14 protein-coding genes are annotated in these 18,820 nt (G+C 49.1%); 8 read left to right on the top strand and 6 right to left on the bottom strand.

Features of this window, described 5'->3' with window-relative positions:
* Nucleotides 1–218: 218 nt before the first annotated feature.
* Together WG89_RS12055 and WG89_RS12050 are read right to left on the bottom strand one after the other, a co-directional pair.
* Nucleotides 219–1,256: a hypothetical protein gene (locus WG89_RS12055; protein WP_062266220.1), complete on the bottom strand. Its 1,038-nt coding sequence runs from the start codon at nucleotides 1,254–1,256 to the stop codon at nucleotides 219–221.
* Between the two features lie 104 nt (nucleotides 1,257–1,360).
* A complete protein-coding gene (locus WG89_RS12050) occupies nucleotides 1,361–2,347 on the bottom strand; it encodes a Qa-SNARE family protein (RefSeq protein ID WP_062266217.1) in 987 nt (328 codons plus the stop codon).
* 249 nt (nucleotides 2,348–2,596) lie between these two features.
* Here WG89_RS12050 and WG89_RS12045 point away from each other — a divergent pair, with 249 nt between their 5' ends.
* The 4 genes from WG89_RS12045 to WG89_RS12030 all read left to right on the top strand — a co-directional run bounded on the left by WG89_RS12045 (nucleotide 2,597) and on the right by WG89_RS12030 (nucleotide 6,436).
* A complete protein-coding gene (locus WG89_RS12045; RefSeq protein ID WP_062266231.1) occupies nucleotides 2,597–3,133 on the top strand; it encodes a chorismate mutase in 537 nt (178 codons plus the stop codon).
* Nucleotides 3,134–3,170: 37 nt separating this feature from the next.
* Nucleotides 3,171–4,544 (top strand): YjiH family protein, encoded by a 1,374-nt coding sequence (locus tag WG89_RS12040; protein WP_062266214.1) that lies wholly within the window; start codon nucleotides 3,171–3,173, stop codon nucleotides 4,542–4,544.
* Between the two features lie 127 nt (nucleotides 4,545–4,671).
* On the top strand, nucleotides 4,672–5,826 hold the full coding sequence (locus WG89_RS12035) for an aromatic ring-hydroxylating oxygenase subunit alpha (RefSeq protein ID WP_062266211.1): 1,155 nt from the start codon (nucleotides 4,672–4,674) through the stop codon (nucleotides 5,824–5,826).
* Between the two features lie 49 nt (nucleotides 5,827–5,875).
* Entirely contained in the window at nucleotides 5,876–6,436 is a 561-nt protein-coding gene (locus tag WG89_RS12030) for a TetR/AcrR family transcriptional regulator (protein ID WP_062266208.1), read from the top strand.
* Here the strand turns inward: WG89_RS12030 and WG89_RS12025 are convergent.
* From WG89_RS12025 to WG89_RS12010, 4 genes are all read right to left on the bottom strand, one after another.
* Nucleotides 6,433–7,482, bottom strand: a complete 1,050-nt coding sequence (locus WG89_RS12025; RefSeq protein WP_062266205.1) for an AraC family transcriptional regulator — start codon at nucleotides 7,480–7,482, stop codon at nucleotides 6,433–6,435. The two genes, WG89_RS12030 and WG89_RS12025, sit on opposite strands and share 4 nt — an antisense overlap.
* A 108-nt stretch (nucleotides 7,483–7,590) precedes the next feature.
* Nucleotides 7,591–8,733, bottom strand: coding sequence for an NAD(P)/FAD-dependent oxidoreductase (locus WG89_RS12020; protein ID WP_062266203.1), 1,143 nt, complete (start codon nucleotides 8,731–8,733; stop codon nucleotides 7,591–7,593).
* A gap of 27 nt (nucleotides 8,734–8,760) precedes the next feature.
* A complete protein-coding gene (locus tag WG89_RS12015; RefSeq protein ID WP_216638477.1) occupies nucleotides 8,761–10,119 on the bottom strand; it encodes a DUF1329 domain-containing protein in 1,359 nt (452 codons plus the stop codon).
* Between the two features lie 71 nt (nucleotides 10,120–10,190).
* Nucleotides 10,191–12,041 carry a DUF1302 domain-containing protein gene (locus WG89_RS12010; protein ID WP_172806799.1) on the bottom strand — a complete coding sequence of 617 codons (1,851 nt, stop codon included), beginning with the start codon at nucleotides 12,039–12,041 and terminating at the stop codon, nucleotides 10,191–10,193.
* Between the two features lie 294 nt (nucleotides 12,042–12,335).
* Between WG89_RS12010 and WG89_RS12005 the strand changes: the two genes are divergently transcribed.
* The 4 genes from WG89_RS12005 (at nucleotide 12,336) to WG89_RS11990 (ending at nucleotide 18,762) form a co-directional block, all read left to right on the top strand.
* Nucleotides 12,336–13,538 carry an MFS transporter gene (locus WG89_RS12005; protein ID WP_062266196.1) on the top strand — a complete coding sequence of 401 codons (1,203 nt, stop codon included), beginning with the start codon at nucleotides 12,336–12,338 and terminating at the stop codon, nucleotides 13,536–13,538.
* Nucleotides 13,539–13,594: 56 nt separating this feature from the next.
* Complete coding sequence (locus WG89_RS12000; RefSeq protein ID WP_062266224.1) at nucleotides 13,595–15,688, top strand: 3-hydroxyacyl-CoA dehydrogenase NAD-binding domain-containing protein; 2,094 nt, start codon at nucleotides 13,595–13,597, stop codon at nucleotides 15,686–15,688.
* Nucleotides 15,689–15,788: 100 nt separating this feature from the next.
* Nucleotides 15,789–16,973, top strand: a complete 1,185-nt coding sequence (locus WG89_RS11995; RefSeq protein WP_062266193.1) for an acetyl-CoA C-acyltransferase — start codon at nucleotides 15,789–15,791, stop codon at nucleotides 16,971–16,973.
* 13 nt (nucleotides 16,974–16,986) lie between these two features.
* Nucleotides 16,987–18,762 (top strand): acyl-CoA dehydrogenase C-terminal domain-containing protein, encoded by a 1,776-nt coding sequence (locus WG89_RS11990; RefSeq protein ID WP_062266189.1) that lies wholly within the window; start codon nucleotides 16,987–16,989, stop codon nucleotides 18,760–18,762.
* Nucleotides 18,763–18,820: the final 58 nt, after the last annotated feature.

Raw genomic sequence — 18,820 nt, 5'->3', positions numbered from 1 at the left:
CTTGCGTATAACTTGAGGCGGATGTTCAGCCTGAAACAAGTGAATGAAGAGCAGTGGTTGGAACTGGTCTTGTTGGCGACTTATCTGTGGCACTATTGGGCTGATCTGAGGCCAAGAGTGAGAAAAATCATAAGGACAAGTTGAAAATGTAATGCGCCGGAGAGGGTTTTATAAGTTCTCTCCGGAATAGTCAGAGTCTGAAATTACTTGAACTGCGTTTATGGGTTCAAGTCCGACAGGCTGCTAGGCAGAAAGCTCTTCAAATCATGGCAAGACGGCAGAGGCTTGGTTTCATGAGGAAGACAGACGGAATGCTGATCATAAGGGTCGGTTGGCCAGAAGGCAGGCATGGCTTTCTTTAAAGCAAGTTGTTCGATGGTCTTCCAGTTCTTCTCCATCTGTTTGATATCTTGCATCAGCTGTTCAAGCTTTTCCTTGTTAGACAGTGCCCCTCTTCGACCATATGTTTGCAGGTCGGGCATGGATACTTCCAGGTCTGTAAATTTCTTATCAGCCAGCTCAGCGATAGAAGGCACGGTAATTCGCCACTCTTCCATGTATCGCAGCAGCATATGCCAGTTTTCAATCAGAGCTATACGCTTGTCATATGTTGTTACGCTTAATTGGAAGGGGTTGACTTCGTCTCCCATTTTCTCGGCGATGGTATGATTAGCTATTCGATACTTACCTTCTTCAAAGACTTCCTGGCATTCTTTAAAAGGGTCTTCCAACCATTCATAAGCTTTTAACTGACCTTCGAGTTTCTCTGCGGCGATGTGGCGGTATTCCGGGTCAATCTTTTTCAGATACTTCAGTGCTTTGAGAACCTGGTTTCGCATGTAATTAAGGTCAAGCAACGCCTGCTGGGTAAAGCGTTCAAGGGCTTCTGTAGGGATGTCGTCCAGTTTGTCCTCAGTCAGGCGTCCGCAGAGCATATGGCAAAGCAATACATATTCGTGTGAATCCAGTAATGTCGGAGGCTGCACAGTAGCCAGTTGTGGAGATGCTTCTTTACGGGCTTTGTGAGAGAGTCGAAAACTGCCTCTTCTGGAAAACGGTGATGCCGTTGTGGATTCCTGCTCGACTTCCTGAGGAAGGTTTCGGAAAGAAGATGAGCGCTTTATTGACCCCGTTCCTGCAGGCGTGCTGACTCCTCTGTGCCCCATCCTGGGATGAGAGGCAGCTTCCTTGTCTCCAGAGGGCTTCCAGTCCGGAGTCAAAAAAGAATGTGGTTTATCGCCTGCTGGTGTAGCCATACTTTTAACCCATCCCTGGTGAGTGAATACTGAGAACAAAGATCCTTTTGATTGTTGGTCAAAAAGAGAGCGTTCTCCCCTATAAATATTGGATACCTGAGCGTTTATACGAAAATAATCAGTGCCAGTGCCACCAGGCCGAGAACGGCCAGTGATGCCGCGACGGCTGCAACCAGTTTGTGATTGCTTTTGTCTACTTTCACGCAGGTATCCAGTGTTTTAACACCTTCCTGGACAGAGAAAGCGGCACTATCAATTAAGGATTCAAGGGTCTCGAACTGTTGTCCCTGATCATAAACAACTTGACTCATGCTTTTGAAAATCTCGTTCAGGTCCCTGATCTCATGTTCCAGTTTCCTGAGCTCTTCTGCCCGGGTAATGGTTGCCTGTGCATCTCTCTCCAGCTGCAGCATGGCTTGCTCTTCTTCAAGCTCAGCCTCGGCCCTGACCTGCATGAAATCCACTTCATCTTCCAGAGGGGTAAACCTTGGGCTGGAGTAATTTCTCTGATGTCTGACTTCAGCCATGGCTGTCAGTGTCTGTCGAGCTTTGGCTTCCTGGGTGTCCATGTCACCCTTCAGCTGATCCATAGCCATTTCCAGAGGTACTGTCATGACGTCTTGAGAGCCTTTCTCAGACATATCCTGAGGTGTTTCGAGATCACGTTGGGCTCGATCAATATGACCGTTCAGCAGCTTTTCTGAAGCGTGACCTTTGAGAAGCCCAGGAGCCGTTCTCAGAAGCTCTTTAGCATCTAATGCGGTGGATGCTGCGTTTTCATCAGAGCCTGTCAGACTGGCTGCGAATTGCTTTTGCAGAGAGCTCAGTTTGGCTTTGAATGTCTGCAAAGCCTGTTTCTTTTCGGCTTTGTCGCTAGTCTGGGTGGGTCGGGTTTTTACAGGGGTTTTCTGAGGCTCATTTTGACCATGGCTCTCTGTGCGAACCTGTGGCTTGCCTTTACCTGTAAAAGGATTCCATTTGGAGTGACTGACTTTGTCACTCGCAGTCTTCATAGCCCCTTCACCCGCTGATTTCACCGCTTTGGAAAAGCGTTTCCCATAGCTTTGGGCCAGATCTGTATAGAACATCATAGAGCTTCCCCCCTATCCGAGCATTCGTATTGGGGAATATCCTCTCAGATTGGGAGGGGAATACACTGTCCAGACGGTTAGTTTGACTGACAGTTATTGGCTCTGCTCATTTTCTGGAGGGGGGTAGGGGGGTACCCGGCAGGCTGGTTTTTAAAGGATGCTGAATATCGGGAACTCAGCAGGCTGAATAACAGTCATCTATATAACAACCATTCTTTTGATTTGAGTCTTTTTCAGGAGCAAACGGGGATGAAGTACCTTGCAGCGTTGGTATTTGGAGTATTAACGACCTTTTCTGTGGCCTGGGCCAGTCCCGAGGCATCGGATATTTTCAAACTGATTAACGAGCGTTTGAGTTATATGGAAGATGTGGCGCTTTTCAAAAAGCAAACCGGAAAGCCGGTGGAAGATATCCCCAGAGAAAATGTCGTAGTGGAAAAAGCGTCTTTGAAAGCCCGAGACGAAGGTCTGGATCCGGAATCTGTCGTGGGTTTCTTTAGAGCCCAGATTGATGCAGCCAAAGCGATTCAGTATCGCTACCTGGCCGATTGGCTGTCCCGATCGGTTGATCGAGAACCTCGGGATTTAAACACCGTGGTGCGACCCGCCTTGCTGAAACTTGGGAATGAGATCACTATAGAGATCAGTAACTATTTAAAAAGTGGTCATCAATTCACTGACAGTCAATGGCAGGACTTTTTGAATCAGGTGAATGTCAGTAACCTGAGCGAAGCTGACAAGCGCAGACTGTTTGATAAGCTCCGGGAAATTAGGAGAATCCAGTAATTCTTTCAACAGGAGCCAGTACTCAATCCGGGCCACCATGAAGCCATTTAATGCCATCAATCAGCAGCAGAAGCCCAGCCTGAGTCATTGGTTGAGGTTCTTGATCCCTTCCTTGATTGGGTTGCTGCTGTTTGTCACGCCTGTCTTTATTCAAGGTGAGTTCACTATTCCTGTAGCTGTCCTGGCGGGGTTGTTGAAAGCCAACCTTGCCAATGTCTTGCCACTGATTATTACCACCGTTTTGATTATTTCCTGTCTGCTGACCCTTCTGGCCAAACTGTTCAGTCCAGCCTGGATAATGGATCGGCCTTTCCTGGCGGGGTTGTTTGATATCAGCCCTATCTGGACCCTGGTGCGTCTTGCTGGAATGTGCTTTGTGTTGATCAGTTTCTTCAGGGCAGGGCCTGAAATGATCTGGTCCAGTTCCACCGGAGGCATGGTTCTGAACGATCTGATGCCAACCCTGTTTGCTGTTTTTATATTTGCCGGTTTATTTCTCCCCTTGCTGATGAATTTCGGGCTGCTGGAAATGCTGGGCACCTGGATGACCCGAGTCATGAGGCCGTTGTTCAGGTTGCCGGGCAGGGCGGCCATTGACTGCATTGCCTCCTGGTTGGGAGATGGCAGTGTTGGCATCCTGATGACCAGCAAACAGTATGAAACCGCTCACTATACCCAGCGGGAAGCTGCGGTGATCGGCACCACTTTCTCAGCGGTTTCCATTACCTTTTCGCTGGTGGTGATTGCTCAAGTGGGTCTTGAGCATTTGTTTGCGCCTTTCTATCTAACAGTATGTCTGGCAGGGGTAGTTGCTGCGGTTATTGTGCCCAGGCTGCCGCCTCTTTCAGGTAAAAAAGATTGTTTTATTACCGGCGAACCCAGAACAGGAGATGAAGAGATTGTCCCGGAAGGCTATAAAAGTCTGAGCTGGGGGATTCGTCTGGCTATACAGAAGGCTTCCAGATCAGGGAGTCCATTGCAGGTAGCTGAAGACGGGGTCAAAAATGCCATTGATATGGTGTTTGGTGTATTACCGGTGGTGATGGGCATCGGAACATTGGCTTTGATGATTGCTGAGTACACTCCGATTTTTCATTATCTGGGTTTGCCTTTTGTCCCACTGTTGGAGCTGTTGCAAATCCCTGAAGCCAAACTTGCTTCTACGACAATGGTTGTTGGTTTTGCGGATATGTTTGTTCCCTCCATTCTTGCAGCCTCCATCAGCAATGAAATGACCCGTTTTGTCATAGCTGCTCTTTCTCTGACCCAGCTCATTTATCTCTCTGAAGTCGGGGCTCTTTTATTGGGGAGTAAAGTCCCGGTTTCGCTGCTGGAACTCTTCATTATTTTTATTCTGCGAACATTGGTAACCCTTCCTGTGATTGCCGGTATGGCGCATCTTATTTTTTAAATCAATGCCCTCTCAAAATGCTGAGTCGACAATGTCTTTCAGTGACTGGCCAGTCGGTCGGAGCCGGTGTAGTCTTCGGTCAGAATCACAATAAGTCCAAATCACTTTCTGCTATCCGGAGATTCCCATGAGCAAACTGTTGCAGCAGTATGAGGCTCTCGCCAGCGCTACGCTCGAAAAGGCTCAGTCATTGCCTTTCAAGGTTTATCAGGATCCATCGGTGTATGATCTGGAGGCTGAGCGAATCTTTTCTGAAGACTGGGTCTTCGTTTGTTCTGAGCATGAGCTGCCGGAAGCTGGAGATTACTTTGCTTTGACGCTGGCCGGGGAGTCTATTGCCATCATCCGTGGCAAAGATGAGCAGTTAAGGGTTTTGTCGAACAATTGCCGCCATCGGGGGACACCTCTATTGGATGAAGGCTTTGGCAAGGTTGAAAAGAATATTGTTTGCCCTTATCACGCCTGGACTTACGATGATCAGGGGAAATTGAAGGGGGTACCTTTTCCTGGCAGTACCCCGGTGGATAAGTCGACCCATTGTTTGCCGGAGTTCCATCTGGATACCTGGCTGGGCCTGGTGTTTATTAATCTGTCCGAGAGACCGGTACCCCTTGCAGAACGACTCAGTGGCATTGATGAGTACATGGCGGTTTATGAGCCGGAAAAGTTTCAACATGGCTCAGAAAGCAAGATGGAACACTGGCAGGCCAACTGGAAGCTGGCCATGGAAAATGCCATGGAGAGTTACCATCTGTTCAAAGTGCATAAAGAAACTCTGGAAACCGTTACACCTTCCAAAGAGAGTTTTTATGTGGCCGGATGCACAGAGTGGACGCTGACGGCTGGCAAGATAAAAGACAGCACCAGTAAGTTTATGAAGTGGCTGGCTGGCGAATACCCGGAAGCTTATGATCATTACATGCTGATTTCATTGCCGCCTTCCATGGTCGCCATTATGGATTATGACTCACTCAGCTGGCTCTGTATTTTGCCCGAGAATGCTGAACAATCGGTTATTCGCTCAGGCTTTATGACCAAGAAGTCCTACGGGCGTGAAGATAAGGCCAGCAAATCCTTTACTGAGGCATTTTTTGCCGAAGATAAGTGGATCTGTGAAAGGGTCCAGCAGGGGATGAAGTCTCGAAAGGGGAAGGGAGGCAAGCTGGTGGACATGGAAAGAGTGGTGGTGGATTTCCATCAGTACCTCGCTTGTCGGATGTTCCAGCAGCATCGAGAGGATTTCTTTGAATCTGAGAAGGCTGCCACCTTTAAAGTTGAGTGAAAAATGCGGACAATGAATATCGAAATCATGTAGTGACAGGTACAGACACTTGAGCCGGAAAAAAGAGGCCACTCGAAAAAAAGCCATGGACACCGCCATTGCGGTACTGGCAAAAACAGCCAATGCATCTCTGGCTGATATTGCTCAAGCATCCGGTATTGGAAGAACGACACTTCATCGATACTTTCCGACCCGGGATGATCTGATCGATGCTCTGGCACTTCAGGCGATAGAAGAAACCAATGCCGCAGTTGAAGCGTTCTGGTCAGAAGAAAGGTCAGCCCAGGCAGTATTGCTGGAAATTCTGGAGGCCATGATTCCCCTGGGTGATCGTTATCATTTTTTGTATCGCGAGAGAGCTTCTTATAAAAACTGCGAAATTGCAGAGGCTTATATGGAGCAGCGAGGGAGCATCCAGAGGCTGATTGTCCGTCTGAAACAGGAAGGTGTGATCTCGGTTACGGTTCAGAATGAGTGGGCAGAGATTGTCATTGATAATCTGATCTGGTCAGCCTGGCAGGCCATTGATGAGGGCGTGATAGCACCAAGGCAGTCTGCGCAAATGGTCTACAACACCATTTGTTCCGGCCTGTCCTGGTCGGAGGATTAATCCAGAGGGGTTGCGGTCAGTTTCCCCTGCTGTTCCTGGTATTCTCTGGGACTTTGCCCTGTCCATCGTTTGAAGGCTTTTCGAAAGTTGGCCGTGTCTGAAAAGCCCAGTAAGGCCGCTATGGATTCGAAATCCAGCGCTGAATTCTGAAGGTAATCCAAAGCCCTGCTTTTACGCTCCAGATTCACCAGCTCACGGTAGCTGGTGTGTTCGTCTGACAACCGACGTCTGATAGTTCTGGCTGACATATTCAGTGTTTCAGCCATTGTCTCAAGATCAATGGATTGACCCTCTCTTGAGGACAGTACCTGCTGAATTCTTACCTTGATATCACCGTGGCGGTAGGACTGTACCTTTTTCTGGCGCTTTTCACAGTGCTGTCGGGCAATACGATAATTGATCGGATTGCTTCGGGGCAGTCGAAGGTTCAGATAACGATCGTCAATGATGTAGGAGGTCTCATGGCTGTCAAAGATCACCGGGCATCGGAAGAGTCTTTCATAGCTTTCCTTATACTCAGGAGCCGAGTAGCTCAGGCGAACTTCCCGAAACTGAAAGGGGAGGTCAATCATATCCTCGATAACAGCATGAGTGCCCATAAGAATCACTTCAGCGGCAAAGCTTTGATTGACCGCAAACTCAATATTGCTTCTGCGTTTCAACCCGACTAGAAGACCGCCTTTAACAGGGATGATAGGAAAGTCAAAAGGGCTGCGAACAAAGTCACGATAATGATTGGCCAGACCCAGGGCATGATTAATGTCGAGGCAGCTGCTCATGGCGGAGCCCAGAACACCCCAGCGAGTAAGATCCATACAGTTGCCAATCAGCAGACCGATATCCTTACGTTGGCTGAGTCGAAAGGCATTCCGGTAGATCATGTCGAACTGACGCCAGGAGAGTAATATTTCCGGGTTGGTCAGGCAGCTCTCGGGGAGTCCTGTGCCCAGCAGTAGCTTTTGCAGGCTGATGCCTTCTTCCAGCAGAAGTTGATGGATTCGGTAAAGCTCATTACCTGGAAACAAAGACTGATCTTCAAAGACCATACTGTACATCCATTGACTTTTAATTATTGTTGGAAGTCATTTGCCTAAAACAATAATTAGCAAGTGGTCAGAAATCAAGACAGTTTTTTGTAAGGTCGACTGACCTTCTCAAAGAAGAGAAGGCAGTCTGCGAGTGAGTTGAACCTTGTCTGAGGTCATACTTCCGGTCAGGGCAAAGCCATGTAAGTCCTTGCCATCAGTGAACAGGGCTCGAACATTAGGGCCATCCAGCTCGACTTGCCAGGTACCCTGGGCAGAGGTTGCCGGAGGCGCAGTGACCAGAGGACAGGCTGGTGTTTTAACCGTCACTGGCATGGGGCCATACTTCACAGCCGTAGGGCTGCCAGAAAGGTTTTTGGCAAGCACCCGGGCACAGGCCATCAATGGCATCACATACTGAAGGTTCAGACCGGAAACTTCTGCACAATCTCCCAGAGCATAGATATCCTGATGGCTGGTTTCCAGCAATGGATTGACCTGAATGCCTTTGTTCACAGCCAGCCCGGCTTGAGCAGCCAGAGCCGTTCTTGGTTTCAGTCCAATAGCTGACAGAACCAGATCGGCTTTCAGGGTCTCTCCTGAGCTCAGCTTAACGGTAAGTTCGTCTTGCTCCTGAGTCATTGACTGGATGCTTTGACCCAGATAAAACTCAACGCCTTCATCAACCAGAGAGGACTGGACAGCCTGAGCAGCAGCCTCAGGAATGAGCCCCGGCATTAACTGTTCGCAGAGGGCTACAACAGAGACGGAGTGCCCTCCATTCCTAAGATCATTGGCAAACTCACAACCAATCAGACCCGCGCCAAGGATAACCACACGACCTTTTTCAGGCAGTGACTCCCGGAAAATCCGGTAGTCGCTCAGATCATTCACAGAAAACACTTTATCCGAGCCATTACCCTCCACAGGGATTCGAATGGGTTCTGCACCCAGCGAAAGCACCAGCTTTGAGTATTCCAGAGTCTCACCACTGTCCAGCTCTATGGTATGAGCATCGGAGTCGATGGCGTTGACCTTGCAGTGCGTCAGAATCTGGGCATTGAGTGTCTCAGCCATGTATTCAGCCGATTGCATGGCCAGGTCGTCGGCAGACTTCCCCTTGGTAAAACCGGTAGACAACATGGGTTTGGAATAATTACTCCCGTCGTCTGTCGTGATCAGTTTAAGCTCGGTTGTCTGGTTCAGTTTTCGGAACTCCCTGGCGAGCGTGTAGCCCGCCAGTCCGGTTCCAAGGATGATGACTGCTGACATAATGCTTATCCTTGTTTTTGTATGGGTTTATCGTCTTCCAAGGCGACGCAGGTTGGCTGGCTTCCAGTAGGAAATAGCCGGTTTGGGTGCCCCAAAGTTACGAGTTGTGGAGATTTCGTTGTCCAGGAAGTCAACGCTGTACTTTCTGGCGATCAGATCGTGATAAACGACCAGTTCATTGGTGAAGCCTGGCAAGTCATAAGCGTTGATCGTGTGGGCATAATTTACTTTCCAGAGCTCACCGCGGTTGTCATAAGCTTCTGAAATCAGAATGGACCAGCTGTCTTCATCAACATAAAAACGACGTTTACCGTATACGTGACGAATGCCGTCTTTCAGTGTGCCTTCAACCACCCAGACACGATGTTTTTCCCAGCGAGTCAGACTGGGGTCAACGGTTCTGCTGGCCAGCATCTGATCGTAAGTTAATGACTTGCTGCTTAGTTTGTAGCTGTTGTAGGGAACGTAGATTTCTTTCTTTTCAACCAGCTTCCAATCAAAGCGGTCGGGTGCGCCGTTGAACATGTCAGCTTCGTCAGCAATGGTGAAGCTGGCACTCTGGTCGTAGGCAAGACCTGGAGCTCTTCTCACGCGTCTCTGACCCGGCAGGTAGTTCCACGCCCGGCGAGGCTCGGATACCTGGTCCAGTGTTTCATGGATCAAAGTGAGGTTACCGGCGAGCATGTTTGGCCATGTGTACTCTGTCAGCGTGTAGAACAGAATATTGTCCAGAGAGTCCTTGTTGCCTTGCGGGTCATAGAAGTTATAGGTCGTGGAGGCGTTGTATTGGGTCGCCTGATAGTTGCCGTCTGGATGGACTTCTATGGAGTTGTTGGTCTCCGTAAAAGTAACACCCTGCCAGCGGGTAATGTGATTCCAGACAATTTCCAGACCATTTTCAGGGATCGGGAAGGGCACACCACCGTAGGCGTTCAGAATACCGTTGCCGCCATCTGCAAGGCTGGCGGAGACTGCGTTATTACGAGTATTTTTCACCACTCTTTCAGGCGCGGAAAAAGTACGACGAGTCTTGTACACAGGGATGGCAAACTCACTGGAAGCCGACTTCAGCATGGTGATCTGGCCTTCCGTCAGGTTGTCCTGATATTGCTTGTAGTTTTTCCCATCAATGGTGAACAGTGGCTTGTCGTCCGGGAAAGGGTTGATGTATTCCGTTCCTGAGCCTTTGTAGCCTTTTGGGGGGGTTGTGATACCACCAGTCCAGGCAGGAATACTGCCATCCTTGTTTCCAGCGGCTTCAGCACCGAACGGGGTAAGATCTTTACCCAGTCGATCGACCTCATTTTTTGCAACATTGGCTGACGCAGAGTTCAGTCCGAGGGTAAACACCCCGATACTGGCAAGAGTTAAAAGTGCATGTTTCATGAGAATTCCTTTCTTTCTTATTATTTTTTGCGCTATAGGCATTTTTTTGCGCTATAGGCATTTATTAAGTCTTAGAAGCTGTAACTGATTCCCAGAGTTATATTGTCTCTGTCGTGCAGTGGGTTAGCGTCTTTATTGCCCCAATAGGCGTTGTAGGCGATCGAAGCACCCAGCTGGCCTTTATAAAGAGCTGAGAGACCAATAGATGCCTGCTTTCTATTCTCAACAAAGTGATTGACCTTGATCCGACTGTTACCTTCAGCGTCGTGCTTGAAAGAGAGTGAAGGATAGAGAGTCAGGTTAGGCAGAATATTGGCGATACGACCTTGCAGGAAGAGGTTGTAACCCCAGGAAAAACGGTCAATGTAAGCAAAGGAACCTTTTTCGATCAGGCTGCCGGGTACAAAGTTACTGGCCAGTTCGGCTGTCAGCGAAACATCTTCAAAGATACCCTGCTGACCAAAAGAGTGGAGACCATTCAGGGTCAGACTGTATACCTCACCACGTTTGTACTGATTGATCACTGCACCGCCAGTACCAATAGTTCCAAGGTCACCGTAGTTTACCGGTGCAGCACCGGGTATTGAGCCATCTTCTCCAGGAACGAGTTGTTGAGCTGCGGCTTGTAGAGCTCCCGCTTCAGAGCTGTCAGTTTCGATGGGCACATTGGGGCGATAGGTGATTTCTGCGGCCAGGTTGGTTGATCCCAGATTACCGGAAGCGGATAAACCGTAGACCCGGATATCTTCAGGGAATACCTTGTTTAGTCGGGTGTCGTCCAGGTACTGCAGTGAATTTGCAAAAGGTGCAGCTGGGAAGTCTCCGAGGCCTGGCACGGTATACAAGGCATTACAGAGTGCTGAGAACTTAGCCGAAGGGTTGCCATTGCTGCAGGAATTGGTGGATGAAGCTTCAGCCAATTGTCCGTATCCTATACGACTATGATAGTTTATAAAATAGGCGGAAAATTCTGTACCGCCGAGATCTTCGGCAAGATAGCGGAAAGCAACTCCAAATTGACCATCGTCTTTGGCTTCGATTTCCTTGCCTGCCCGGCCAAAAGAAACAATACCGGGTGTCCCGTTGACGGTTGGAAGCAGATCCAGCAGTGTCCCTCCGGCTGGATTAGCCAACCCGGAGTAAATACTTCTTACGTCAGCGATACCACCAAGACTTCCCGGGCCGTCAAGATCTTCCTGGGTAAGGAATGTTCCAATAGGAGCAAATTCAGCCTTACGCCATTCAAGCTGATAATAAGCTTCAAGACTGAGATCGTCGGTGATACCAGTCTGGAAGAAGATCATATTCTGAGGAATGACCGCTTCTTTTACGGAGGTACCTGGTAGGGAGAACTTCTCGATATTCAGCGGATTTATAACATTCAGACCTTCCGCATAAAAAATACTTTCACCCCAGTTAACCGCCTGTCTGCCTATCCGGATATTGGCTGGCTGGGTGCCAATATCAAAGTTGTAACTGATATAGGCATCCAGAATTTTGCCGCCGGATGCCTTGTTTTTAGCATCCCGAGTAAAGCGATCTACCGTACCGCTGTTTGAAAAGATGTTGGGGTCACCTTTAGGGTTTTGGCCTTTTATGGCGTCGTCATACCAGGCCGTTGCCCTGATAAAAGCCCCAAACTCTTTATAGTCGATTTGAAAGTCAGAAGTGATTTTATAAATGCTGGAGACCTGGTCCCCTTTTTCTGAGTTTCTGGAGCCATCGTTAGCGTTAGCCAGAAAGTCTTCCGACGGTCTGAAGTCTGGGTTCTCAGCTCGAAACATCGTGTTATAGCTGAAGGTTGTGTCGAAATATCCTCGTATTTCCGGATTATCGAAGTCCAGGATCAGAGCCTGGCTGCTTATCGGGGTCGCAAGGGCTATAGCAGTATACAGAGCCTTGTAATGAAAGGGCTTACGCATATTGAGGTCCATCTGTCTGTTTTATTGTTATTTTTCTCTTACTCAGGTCACTGCCTCAGGCCTGTACTGCTTGTTCTTTTTGTATGTTGCACTGGCATGACAATTATTAGCCTGCTGAATCAGAGATGAAATGGATCAAGGGGCCATAAAGGGGGGTAAACAGGCCACCCTTGTGACAACTCTATTTGCTCTGCTTGATGTGAATGCATTTCCTAAATAGTGTGCAGAGCAAGGTCAGAAAGTCTTTATCAGATGCTTATTTCTACCCTCGAATAACAATAAACAGGTGGCACCATGCCTAGAGAAACTCTCTGGAAAACCTTCTTCATGGCGATCATGCTGGCCGGTGTTGGCAGTATGTACCTTGTCTATGCAACACAGTTCGTTGGATCCATGGTGTCCGACTGGGGAATGACTGAACAGCAGGCCGGTTATACAACATTCACACAATCAATAGGTTCGCTGATTGGTGTGGTTGTCTTCATGGTCATGATAGATCGGATCAAACTCCGGGAGTGGCTGGTCACTTGCCTGATTCTGGTGGGCTTGTGTGAAATTCTCACCGGTTTGATTCATCACCCTGATTTTGTCGTAGCCATTCGTTTACTTGCAGGCTTCCCGGCCGGGGTTCTTTTTGCTGCGGGTATCGCCATGATTGGCCGGCTTTCTGATGCGGATCGCTGGTTTGGACTTTCCATGGTGACGGCCTACCTGTTTGCTGTGATAGTCCTGATAACCTGGCCCTATATTACAGACCTGATTGGGCTGAGCGGTATTTTCATTTTAGCCGGTATCTGGGCCTTTTTCATTCTGGTTTGGAAGAGCTGGATTCCTGTTCAAATGAATGACCTGGGGCGAGATGATACAGATTACAGTGATCAGGCCCTAAGCGACCTTTACAAGGGCAACTCTTTATTAGTGTTGCTTTCCTATACCTTGTTTTACGCCGGTGCCGTGGCCATCTGGAACTTCTCCTCAGTCATCGGTCTCAGTCTGGGCATGGATGACAAGGACGCCTCAATGCTTCTGGGAGCCAGTATGATTCCTGGTTTCCTGGCTGCGTTATTAGCTACGGTCATGAGTGTTCGACCCGGATATACGCTTTGCATGATGGTGGGCGTTGGCGGTGCCGCTATCAGTGCTCTGATGATGTTCAGTCTTTCCAGCAGCAACAGTTATCTGTTTGCGCTGAGTCTTTTTAATTTCTGTTTCAGTTTTGCCATTCCTTACTACCAGGGACTGCAGGCCAGAATGGACCCAGGCGGTCGACTGCTGGTGGCCGGATTGGTAGCTATGTCGCTGGGAATGGTAGTGGGTTCCGGTAGTGCTTCTGCTCTGGTTAATGATCTGGCAGAAGCGAGTGTCGGAAAGTTCGATTCTATTTATTGGTTTGCCTTTGCAACCTTTGCCTTCGGACTGGTTCTGGCACTTGCCGTTATCGCCAGACTGATGGGATGGCAGGGTAAGGATTCTCTGGCTCAGGAGACTGCTGCTTGAGAAGCCTGTAGCGAATCAAAAAACAGAAAGTAACAGTAAATAATTGATGGATGATTATGAGTAACTCAGTTGAATATCAGCAATCAGGCAGTGTCGCTGTCATTACTCTGAATGACTTACCGGTGAACAGTCTGGGGTTGGATTTACGGACCCGCTTACTGGAATTATTTCGGAGTGCCGTCGCAGACAGTTCTGTCACCAGTATCCTGATTACCGGGACTGGTCGTATGTTCTGTGCGGGTGCTGATATCAGTGAGTTTGATAATGGCAAGGCTTTGACCAGCCCACTGATTCCTGAAGTGTTTAATGAGATTGATGCCTGTCCAAAGCCGGTTGTTGCCGGAGTCAATGGTGCAGCGCTGGGTGGTGGGCTTGAGCTGGCCTTGGCTTGCGATTATCGCTACGCCCATCCTGATGCCAAGCTGGGCTTGCCGGAAGTCAATCTGGGTATTATTCCTGGTGCGGGTGGTACTCAGCGTCTGCCGAGAGTGACTAACTTGAAAGTCGCTATGGACGTCATTCTGACGGGTAAGCCCATTAAGGCGGGGAAGGCAGAAAGGCTGGGTATTGTTGACCGGATTGCTACAGGCAGCGACTTCCTGACCGGTGCTATTGAGTATACAAGAGTTCAAACGGTCAGCAAAAACAGCAGTGATCAGATTGTTGATTTTAAAGGCAATGACCGCAGTCATCTGGAAGACATGCTGAAAAGTCTTCATCCCGTTAGAGAGCAATCCAAGCTGGCTTGTGCGAAAGCATTGGATATTGCCTGTACCCACAATCTGGAAGACGGCCTGAAAATGGAATGGGCTTTGTTCAAGGAGTGTCATGAGTCACCCCAGTCCAGAGCGCTTCAGCATTTGTTCTTTGCGCAAAGGCAGGCAACAAAAGTACCGGGTCTGGAGAAAACTACACTGCCCCGCGCCATTAAATCCGTTGCTGTCATTGGCGCTGGTTTAATGGGTGGTGGCATTGCGATGAACTTCGCCAATGCGGGTATCCCGGTCAAAATGCTTGAAGTGAAGAAGCCTGCCCTGGAAAAAGGTCTGGCCAGTATTCAGAGTGTCTATGAGAGTGCTGTTCGCAAAGAAAAAATGTCTCACTCCCAGGCAGAAATGTGCAACAGCCTGATCTCCGGCACTCTGGATTATCAGGATCTGGCAGATGTTGATCTGGTTATTGAGGCTGTATTTGAGAGTATGGACGTCAAACGTCAGGTATTCAGTCGTCTGGATGAAGTCTGTAAGCCAGGTTGTATTCTGGCATCCAACACCTCAACACTGGACCTTAACGAAATTGCTGCTGTCACTAAAAGGCCTCAGGATGTAGTGGGTCTGCACTTCTTCTCACCCGCGCACATTATGAAGTTGCTTGAAATTGTTCGTGGTAAAGAAACCTCAAATGAAGCTCTGGCCACAGCCTTGCAAGTCTCCAGATTGATTGGCAAACAACCCGTGGTAGTCGGTGTTTGCTACGGCTTTGTAGGCAACAGAATGGTGGCTCCTTATTCAAGGGAAGCTTTCCGAATGGTGCTGGAAGGTGCTGCCCCTGAACAGGTTGATCAGGTTCTAACTGAATTTGGTATGGCTATGGGGGTTATTTCCATGGGTGACATGGCTGGCATTGATGTCGGTTGTGCTGCGGCTGAAGCCAATGCTGATGAATGGAAAGGTGACCCAAGCTATCAGGCACTTCAATTCAAGCTCAAAGAGTTGGGAAGACTGGGTCAGAAGACAGGCCACGGCGTTTATATCTATCAGGGACGGGAAAAAATCAATGACCCTGAAACCATCACTCTTTCGGTAGAGCTGGCAGAAAAGCACAACATTGAGAGGCGTGAGATTGGCCAGGACGAGATTCGCAAGCGCTGTATGTATGCCTTGATCAACGAAGGGGCCCGGGTACTGGAGGAAGGTATTGCCAACCGTTCCAGTGATATCGATCTGATTTATACCAATGGTTATGGCTTCCCTTCCTGGCGCGGTGGCCCGATGCAGTATGCCGACGAAATCGGTCTGGCCAGAGTCGTGGCTGGCCTGAATCACTATCGTGAAAGTTTGGGTGAGTACGGTGAACTCTGGTTCAAACCTGCACCACTGCTTGAGCGACTCGCGAAAGAAGGTAAGTCCTTCAAGGATTTTCAGCCCTGATGAGTTCGGGGCAAGAGTGCCTCCCTTCACTCTTGCCCCGAATCTCAATCATTCAGTTTCAGTCTTATAAACACAAACGACCATCAGACAGGATTCAGATATGCGCGAAGCCGTTATTGTCTCTACTGCGCGAACGCCCATTGGAAAAGCTTTTCGTGGTGCTTTCAATATTACCAAGTCGCCTACTCTGGCCTCATTCGCGATCCGCGCTGCGGTAGAAAGAGCGGGTATTGAAGCGGGTGAAATTGATGATCTGGTTATGGGGACATCTCTCCAGGCCGGTACTTCAGGTTGGAACCTGGGTCGCATGGCGGCATTTGCTTCCGGATTGCCTCAAACAGTGGCGGGTCAAACTATTGATCGTCAATGTTCATCCGGCTTGATGTCTGTAGCCACCGCAGCCAAGCAAATCGTTTCTGACAGAATGAATGTCACTGTTGCTGCCGGTCAGGAACACATTTCCATGGTTCAGAACCAGCTGGTTGAATGGGTCATGAGCCAGAAAGACGATACGGTTTTAGCCGCTCAACCCAATGCTTATATGCCCATGCTGCAAACAGCGGAGCATGTTGTTAATAAGTACGGCATTAGTCGTGAAGCTCAGGATGAGTATGCATTTCAGTCACAGCAACGTACAGCTCTGGCTCAGAGCTCGGGTGTGTTTGAGGATGAGATTGTGACTACCACGACAACCCAGATGGTCAAGGATCGTAATACCGGGGAAGTTTCATACAAAGAAGTGACTCTCTCCAAGGATGAAGGTAATCGTCCACAGACCACACTGGAAAGCCTGCAATCACTGGATCCGGTGATTGAGGGTGGAACCATTACTGCCGGTAATGCCAGTCAGTTATCAGACGGTGCTGCTGCGATGGTTCTGATGGATAGCCAGTATGCACAGCAGAAAAACATTGAACCTCTGGGCATTTACCGTGGAATGATGGTGACCGGTCTTGAGCCAGAAGAAATGGGCATTGGCCCCATATCTGCTGTGCCCAAGCTTTTGAAAGCTCATGGTTTAACTGTGGACGACATTGATCTTTGGGAACTGAACGAAGCTTTTGCCTGTCAGGTAGTTTATTGCCGTGATCACCTGGGAATCGATAACGAAAAACTGAACGTCAATGGCGGTGGTATCTCCATAGGACATCCCTACGGAATGACTGGAACCCGCCAGGTAGGCCACCTTTTACTTGAAGGTCGTCGTCGTGGAGCCCGGTTCGGAGTAGTCACCATGTGTGTGGGTGGCGGCATGGGTGCAGCCGGACTGTTTGAGATTCTTTAAGGGGAGACAGGAAATGCCAGATTATAAAGCGCCAGTCAGAGATCTTGAGTTTGTTATGAACGAAGTGCTGGGATATGAGCAGCACTATGCCTCCCTGCCAGGAGGCGATGCAGCATCCCCGGACATGGTCAAAGCCATTCTTGAAGAAGGTGCCAAGTTTGTAGAAGGTGTGGCAGTCCCATTGAATCGCAGCGGCGATGAGGAAGGTTGTCACTGGAATGAGGGCAAGGTCACAACACCTGAAGGCTTCAAGTCAGCTTATAACCAGCTGGTGGAAAATGGCTGGTGTGGTTTGAGTCATCCAGAGCAATACGGTGGCCAGGGACTTCCCAACTCATTGAACACCGCTTTTTATGAAATGCTGGCGAGCAGTAACCTTAGCTGGGCTATTTATCCAACCCTGACCTGGGGGGCGATCGAAACCGTCAGCGCTCATGCCAGTGAAGAGCTCAAGAACATTTTTATACCGCCTATGGTATCCGGTGAGTGGAGTGGCACCATGTGCCTGACTGAGGCTCACTGTGGCTCTGACCTCGGGTTGCTTAAGACCAGGGCAGAACCGGATGCTGACGGAACCTACCGGATTACCGGTAGCAAGATCTTTATCTCTGCCGGTGAACAGGATCTGACGGAAAACATTATTCACATTGTGCTGGCTCGTCTGCCAGATGCGCCACAAGGTACAGCCGGTATTTCTCTGTTCGTTGTTCCGAAAAACAATGTTAACGACGATGGAAGTGTAGCAGAAGCAAACGCCGTATCCTGTGGTTCTATTGAGCACAAGATGGGCATCAAGGGCAGTGCTACCTGTGTCATGAACTTTGATGGAGCCAAAGGCTATCTGATTGGTCCCCCTAACAAGGGATTGGCTTGCATGTTTACCTTCATCAATGAATCACGTCTGGGCGTTGCTGTTCAGGGGCAGAGTGCTGCTGAACACTCTTTTCAGGGCGCACTTGCTTACGCACGTGAACGTATTCAGATGAAAGGTTCTCCCAGGAAAAACCCTGAAAAGCCAGCCGATCCGATCATTGTTCACCCTGACGTACGTCGTATGCTGCTGACCCAGAAAGCTTTCTCCGAGGGTGGTCGCCTACTGAATATGTATTGTGCAAGGCTGGTGGATATCAAGCACAAAGGCAGTAAGGAAGAGAGCCGTGCAGCCGAAAGCAGGTTGGCACTGTTAACACCTATCGCTAAAGGATTTATCACTGAAGTGGCTCAGGAAGCCACCAAAGAAGGTATTCAGGTTCTGGGTGGTCACGGCTTTATTCGCGAATGGGGTATGGAACAGTTAGCCAGAGACATTCGCATAACAGCGATCTATGAAGGTACTACCTGCATTCAAGGACTGGACCTGCTGCAAAGAAAAGTCCTGGCCGGAGACGGACAGTTGTTAACCCGATTTACTACTGAAGTGACTGAGTTTGCCAGAGAACAGCTGGAAGTAGCTGAGCTGAAAGAAATGGCGGTCAGCCTGATCGAGAAAGTGGAGCTATGGCAGTCCCTGACTTCAGAACTGGGTGAGCGTAAAGACGCCAACCAGCTGAACAGTTCGTCGGTGGATTATCTGATGTTGTCTGGTTATATCAGTCTGGGCTACATGTGGTTGAAAGCGGCTGCAGTGGCTGTTGAGAAAGAAGGCAAGTTTTACTCAGCGAAGCTGGATACAGCGCGATTCTACTTCAGAAGATTGCTGCCCAGAACCACTTCGCTGGCAGAAACCATCAGAGATGATGCTGACACGCTGCTGGCCATTGATGAAGAAGATTTCTCATTTATCCATTAATAAAAACTGCCATGAGCCAGAAGTACAGCTTATCCAGCCCCGGGTGAGTTGTGCTTCA

Origin of the sequence: Endozoicomonas arenosclerae (assembly GCF_001562015.1) — a bacterium.
Taxonomy (GTDB): Bacteria; Pseudomonadota; Gammaproteobacteria; order Pseudomonadales; family Endozoicomonadaceae; genus Endozoicomonas_A; species Endozoicomonas_A arenosclerae.
Note: the sequence above shows the minus strand (reverse complement) of the source record. Positions and strands in the feature narration are given on the sequence as shown.

Bases quoted from the DNA above. Each gene is read 5' to 3' on its own strand.
- WG89_RS12055 (WP_062266220.1), bottom strand. From the start codon at position 1,256: ATGGCTACACCAGCAGGCGATAAACCACATTCTTTTTTGACTCCGGAC.
- WG89_RS12050 (WP_062266217.1), bottom strand. From the start codon at position 2,347: ATGATGTTCTATACAGATCTGGCCCAAAGCTATGGGAAACGCTTTTCC.
- WG89_RS12045 (WP_062266231.1), top strand. From the start codon at position 2,597: ATGAAGTACCTTGCAGCGTTGGTATTTGGAGTATTAACGACCTTTTCT.
- WG89_RS12040 (WP_062266214.1), top strand. From the start codon at position 3,171: ATGAAGCCATTTAATGCCATCAATCAGCAGCAGAAGCCCAGCCTGAGT.
- WG89_RS12035 (WP_062266211.1), top strand. From the start codon at position 4,672: ATGAGCAAACTGTTGCAGCAGTATGAGGCTCTCGCCAGCGCTACGCTC.
- WG89_RS12025 (WP_062266205.1), bottom strand. From the start codon at position 7,482: ATGGTCTTTGAAGATCAGTCTTTGTTTCCAGGTAATGAGCTTTACCGA.
- WG89_RS12020 (WP_062266203.1), bottom strand. From the start codon at position 8,733: ATGTCAGCAGTCATCATCCTTGGAACCGGACTGGCGGGCTACACGCTC.
- WG89_RS12015 (WP_216638477.1), bottom strand. From the start codon at position 10,119: ATGAAACATGCACTTTTAACTCTTGCCAGTATCGGGGTGTTTACCCTC.
- WG89_RS12010 (WP_172806799.1), bottom strand. From the start codon at position 12,041: ATGCGTAAGCCCTTTCATTACAAGGCTCTGTATACTGCTATAGCCCTT.
- WG89_RS12005 (WP_062266196.1), top strand. From the start codon at position 12,336: ATGCCTAGAGAAACTCTCTGGAAAACCTTCTTCATGGCGATCATGCTG.
- WG89_RS12000 (WP_062266224.1), top strand. From the start codon at position 13,595: ATGAGTAACTCAGTTGAATATCAGCAATCAGGCAGTGTCGCTGTCATT.
- WG89_RS11995 (WP_062266193.1), top strand. From the start codon at position 15,789: ATGCGCGAAGCCGTTATTGTCTCTACTGCGCGAACGCCCATTGGAAAA.
- WG89_RS11990 (WP_062266189.1), top strand. From the start codon at position 16,987: ATGCCAGATTATAAAGCGCCAGTCAGAGATCTTGAGTTTGTTATGAAC.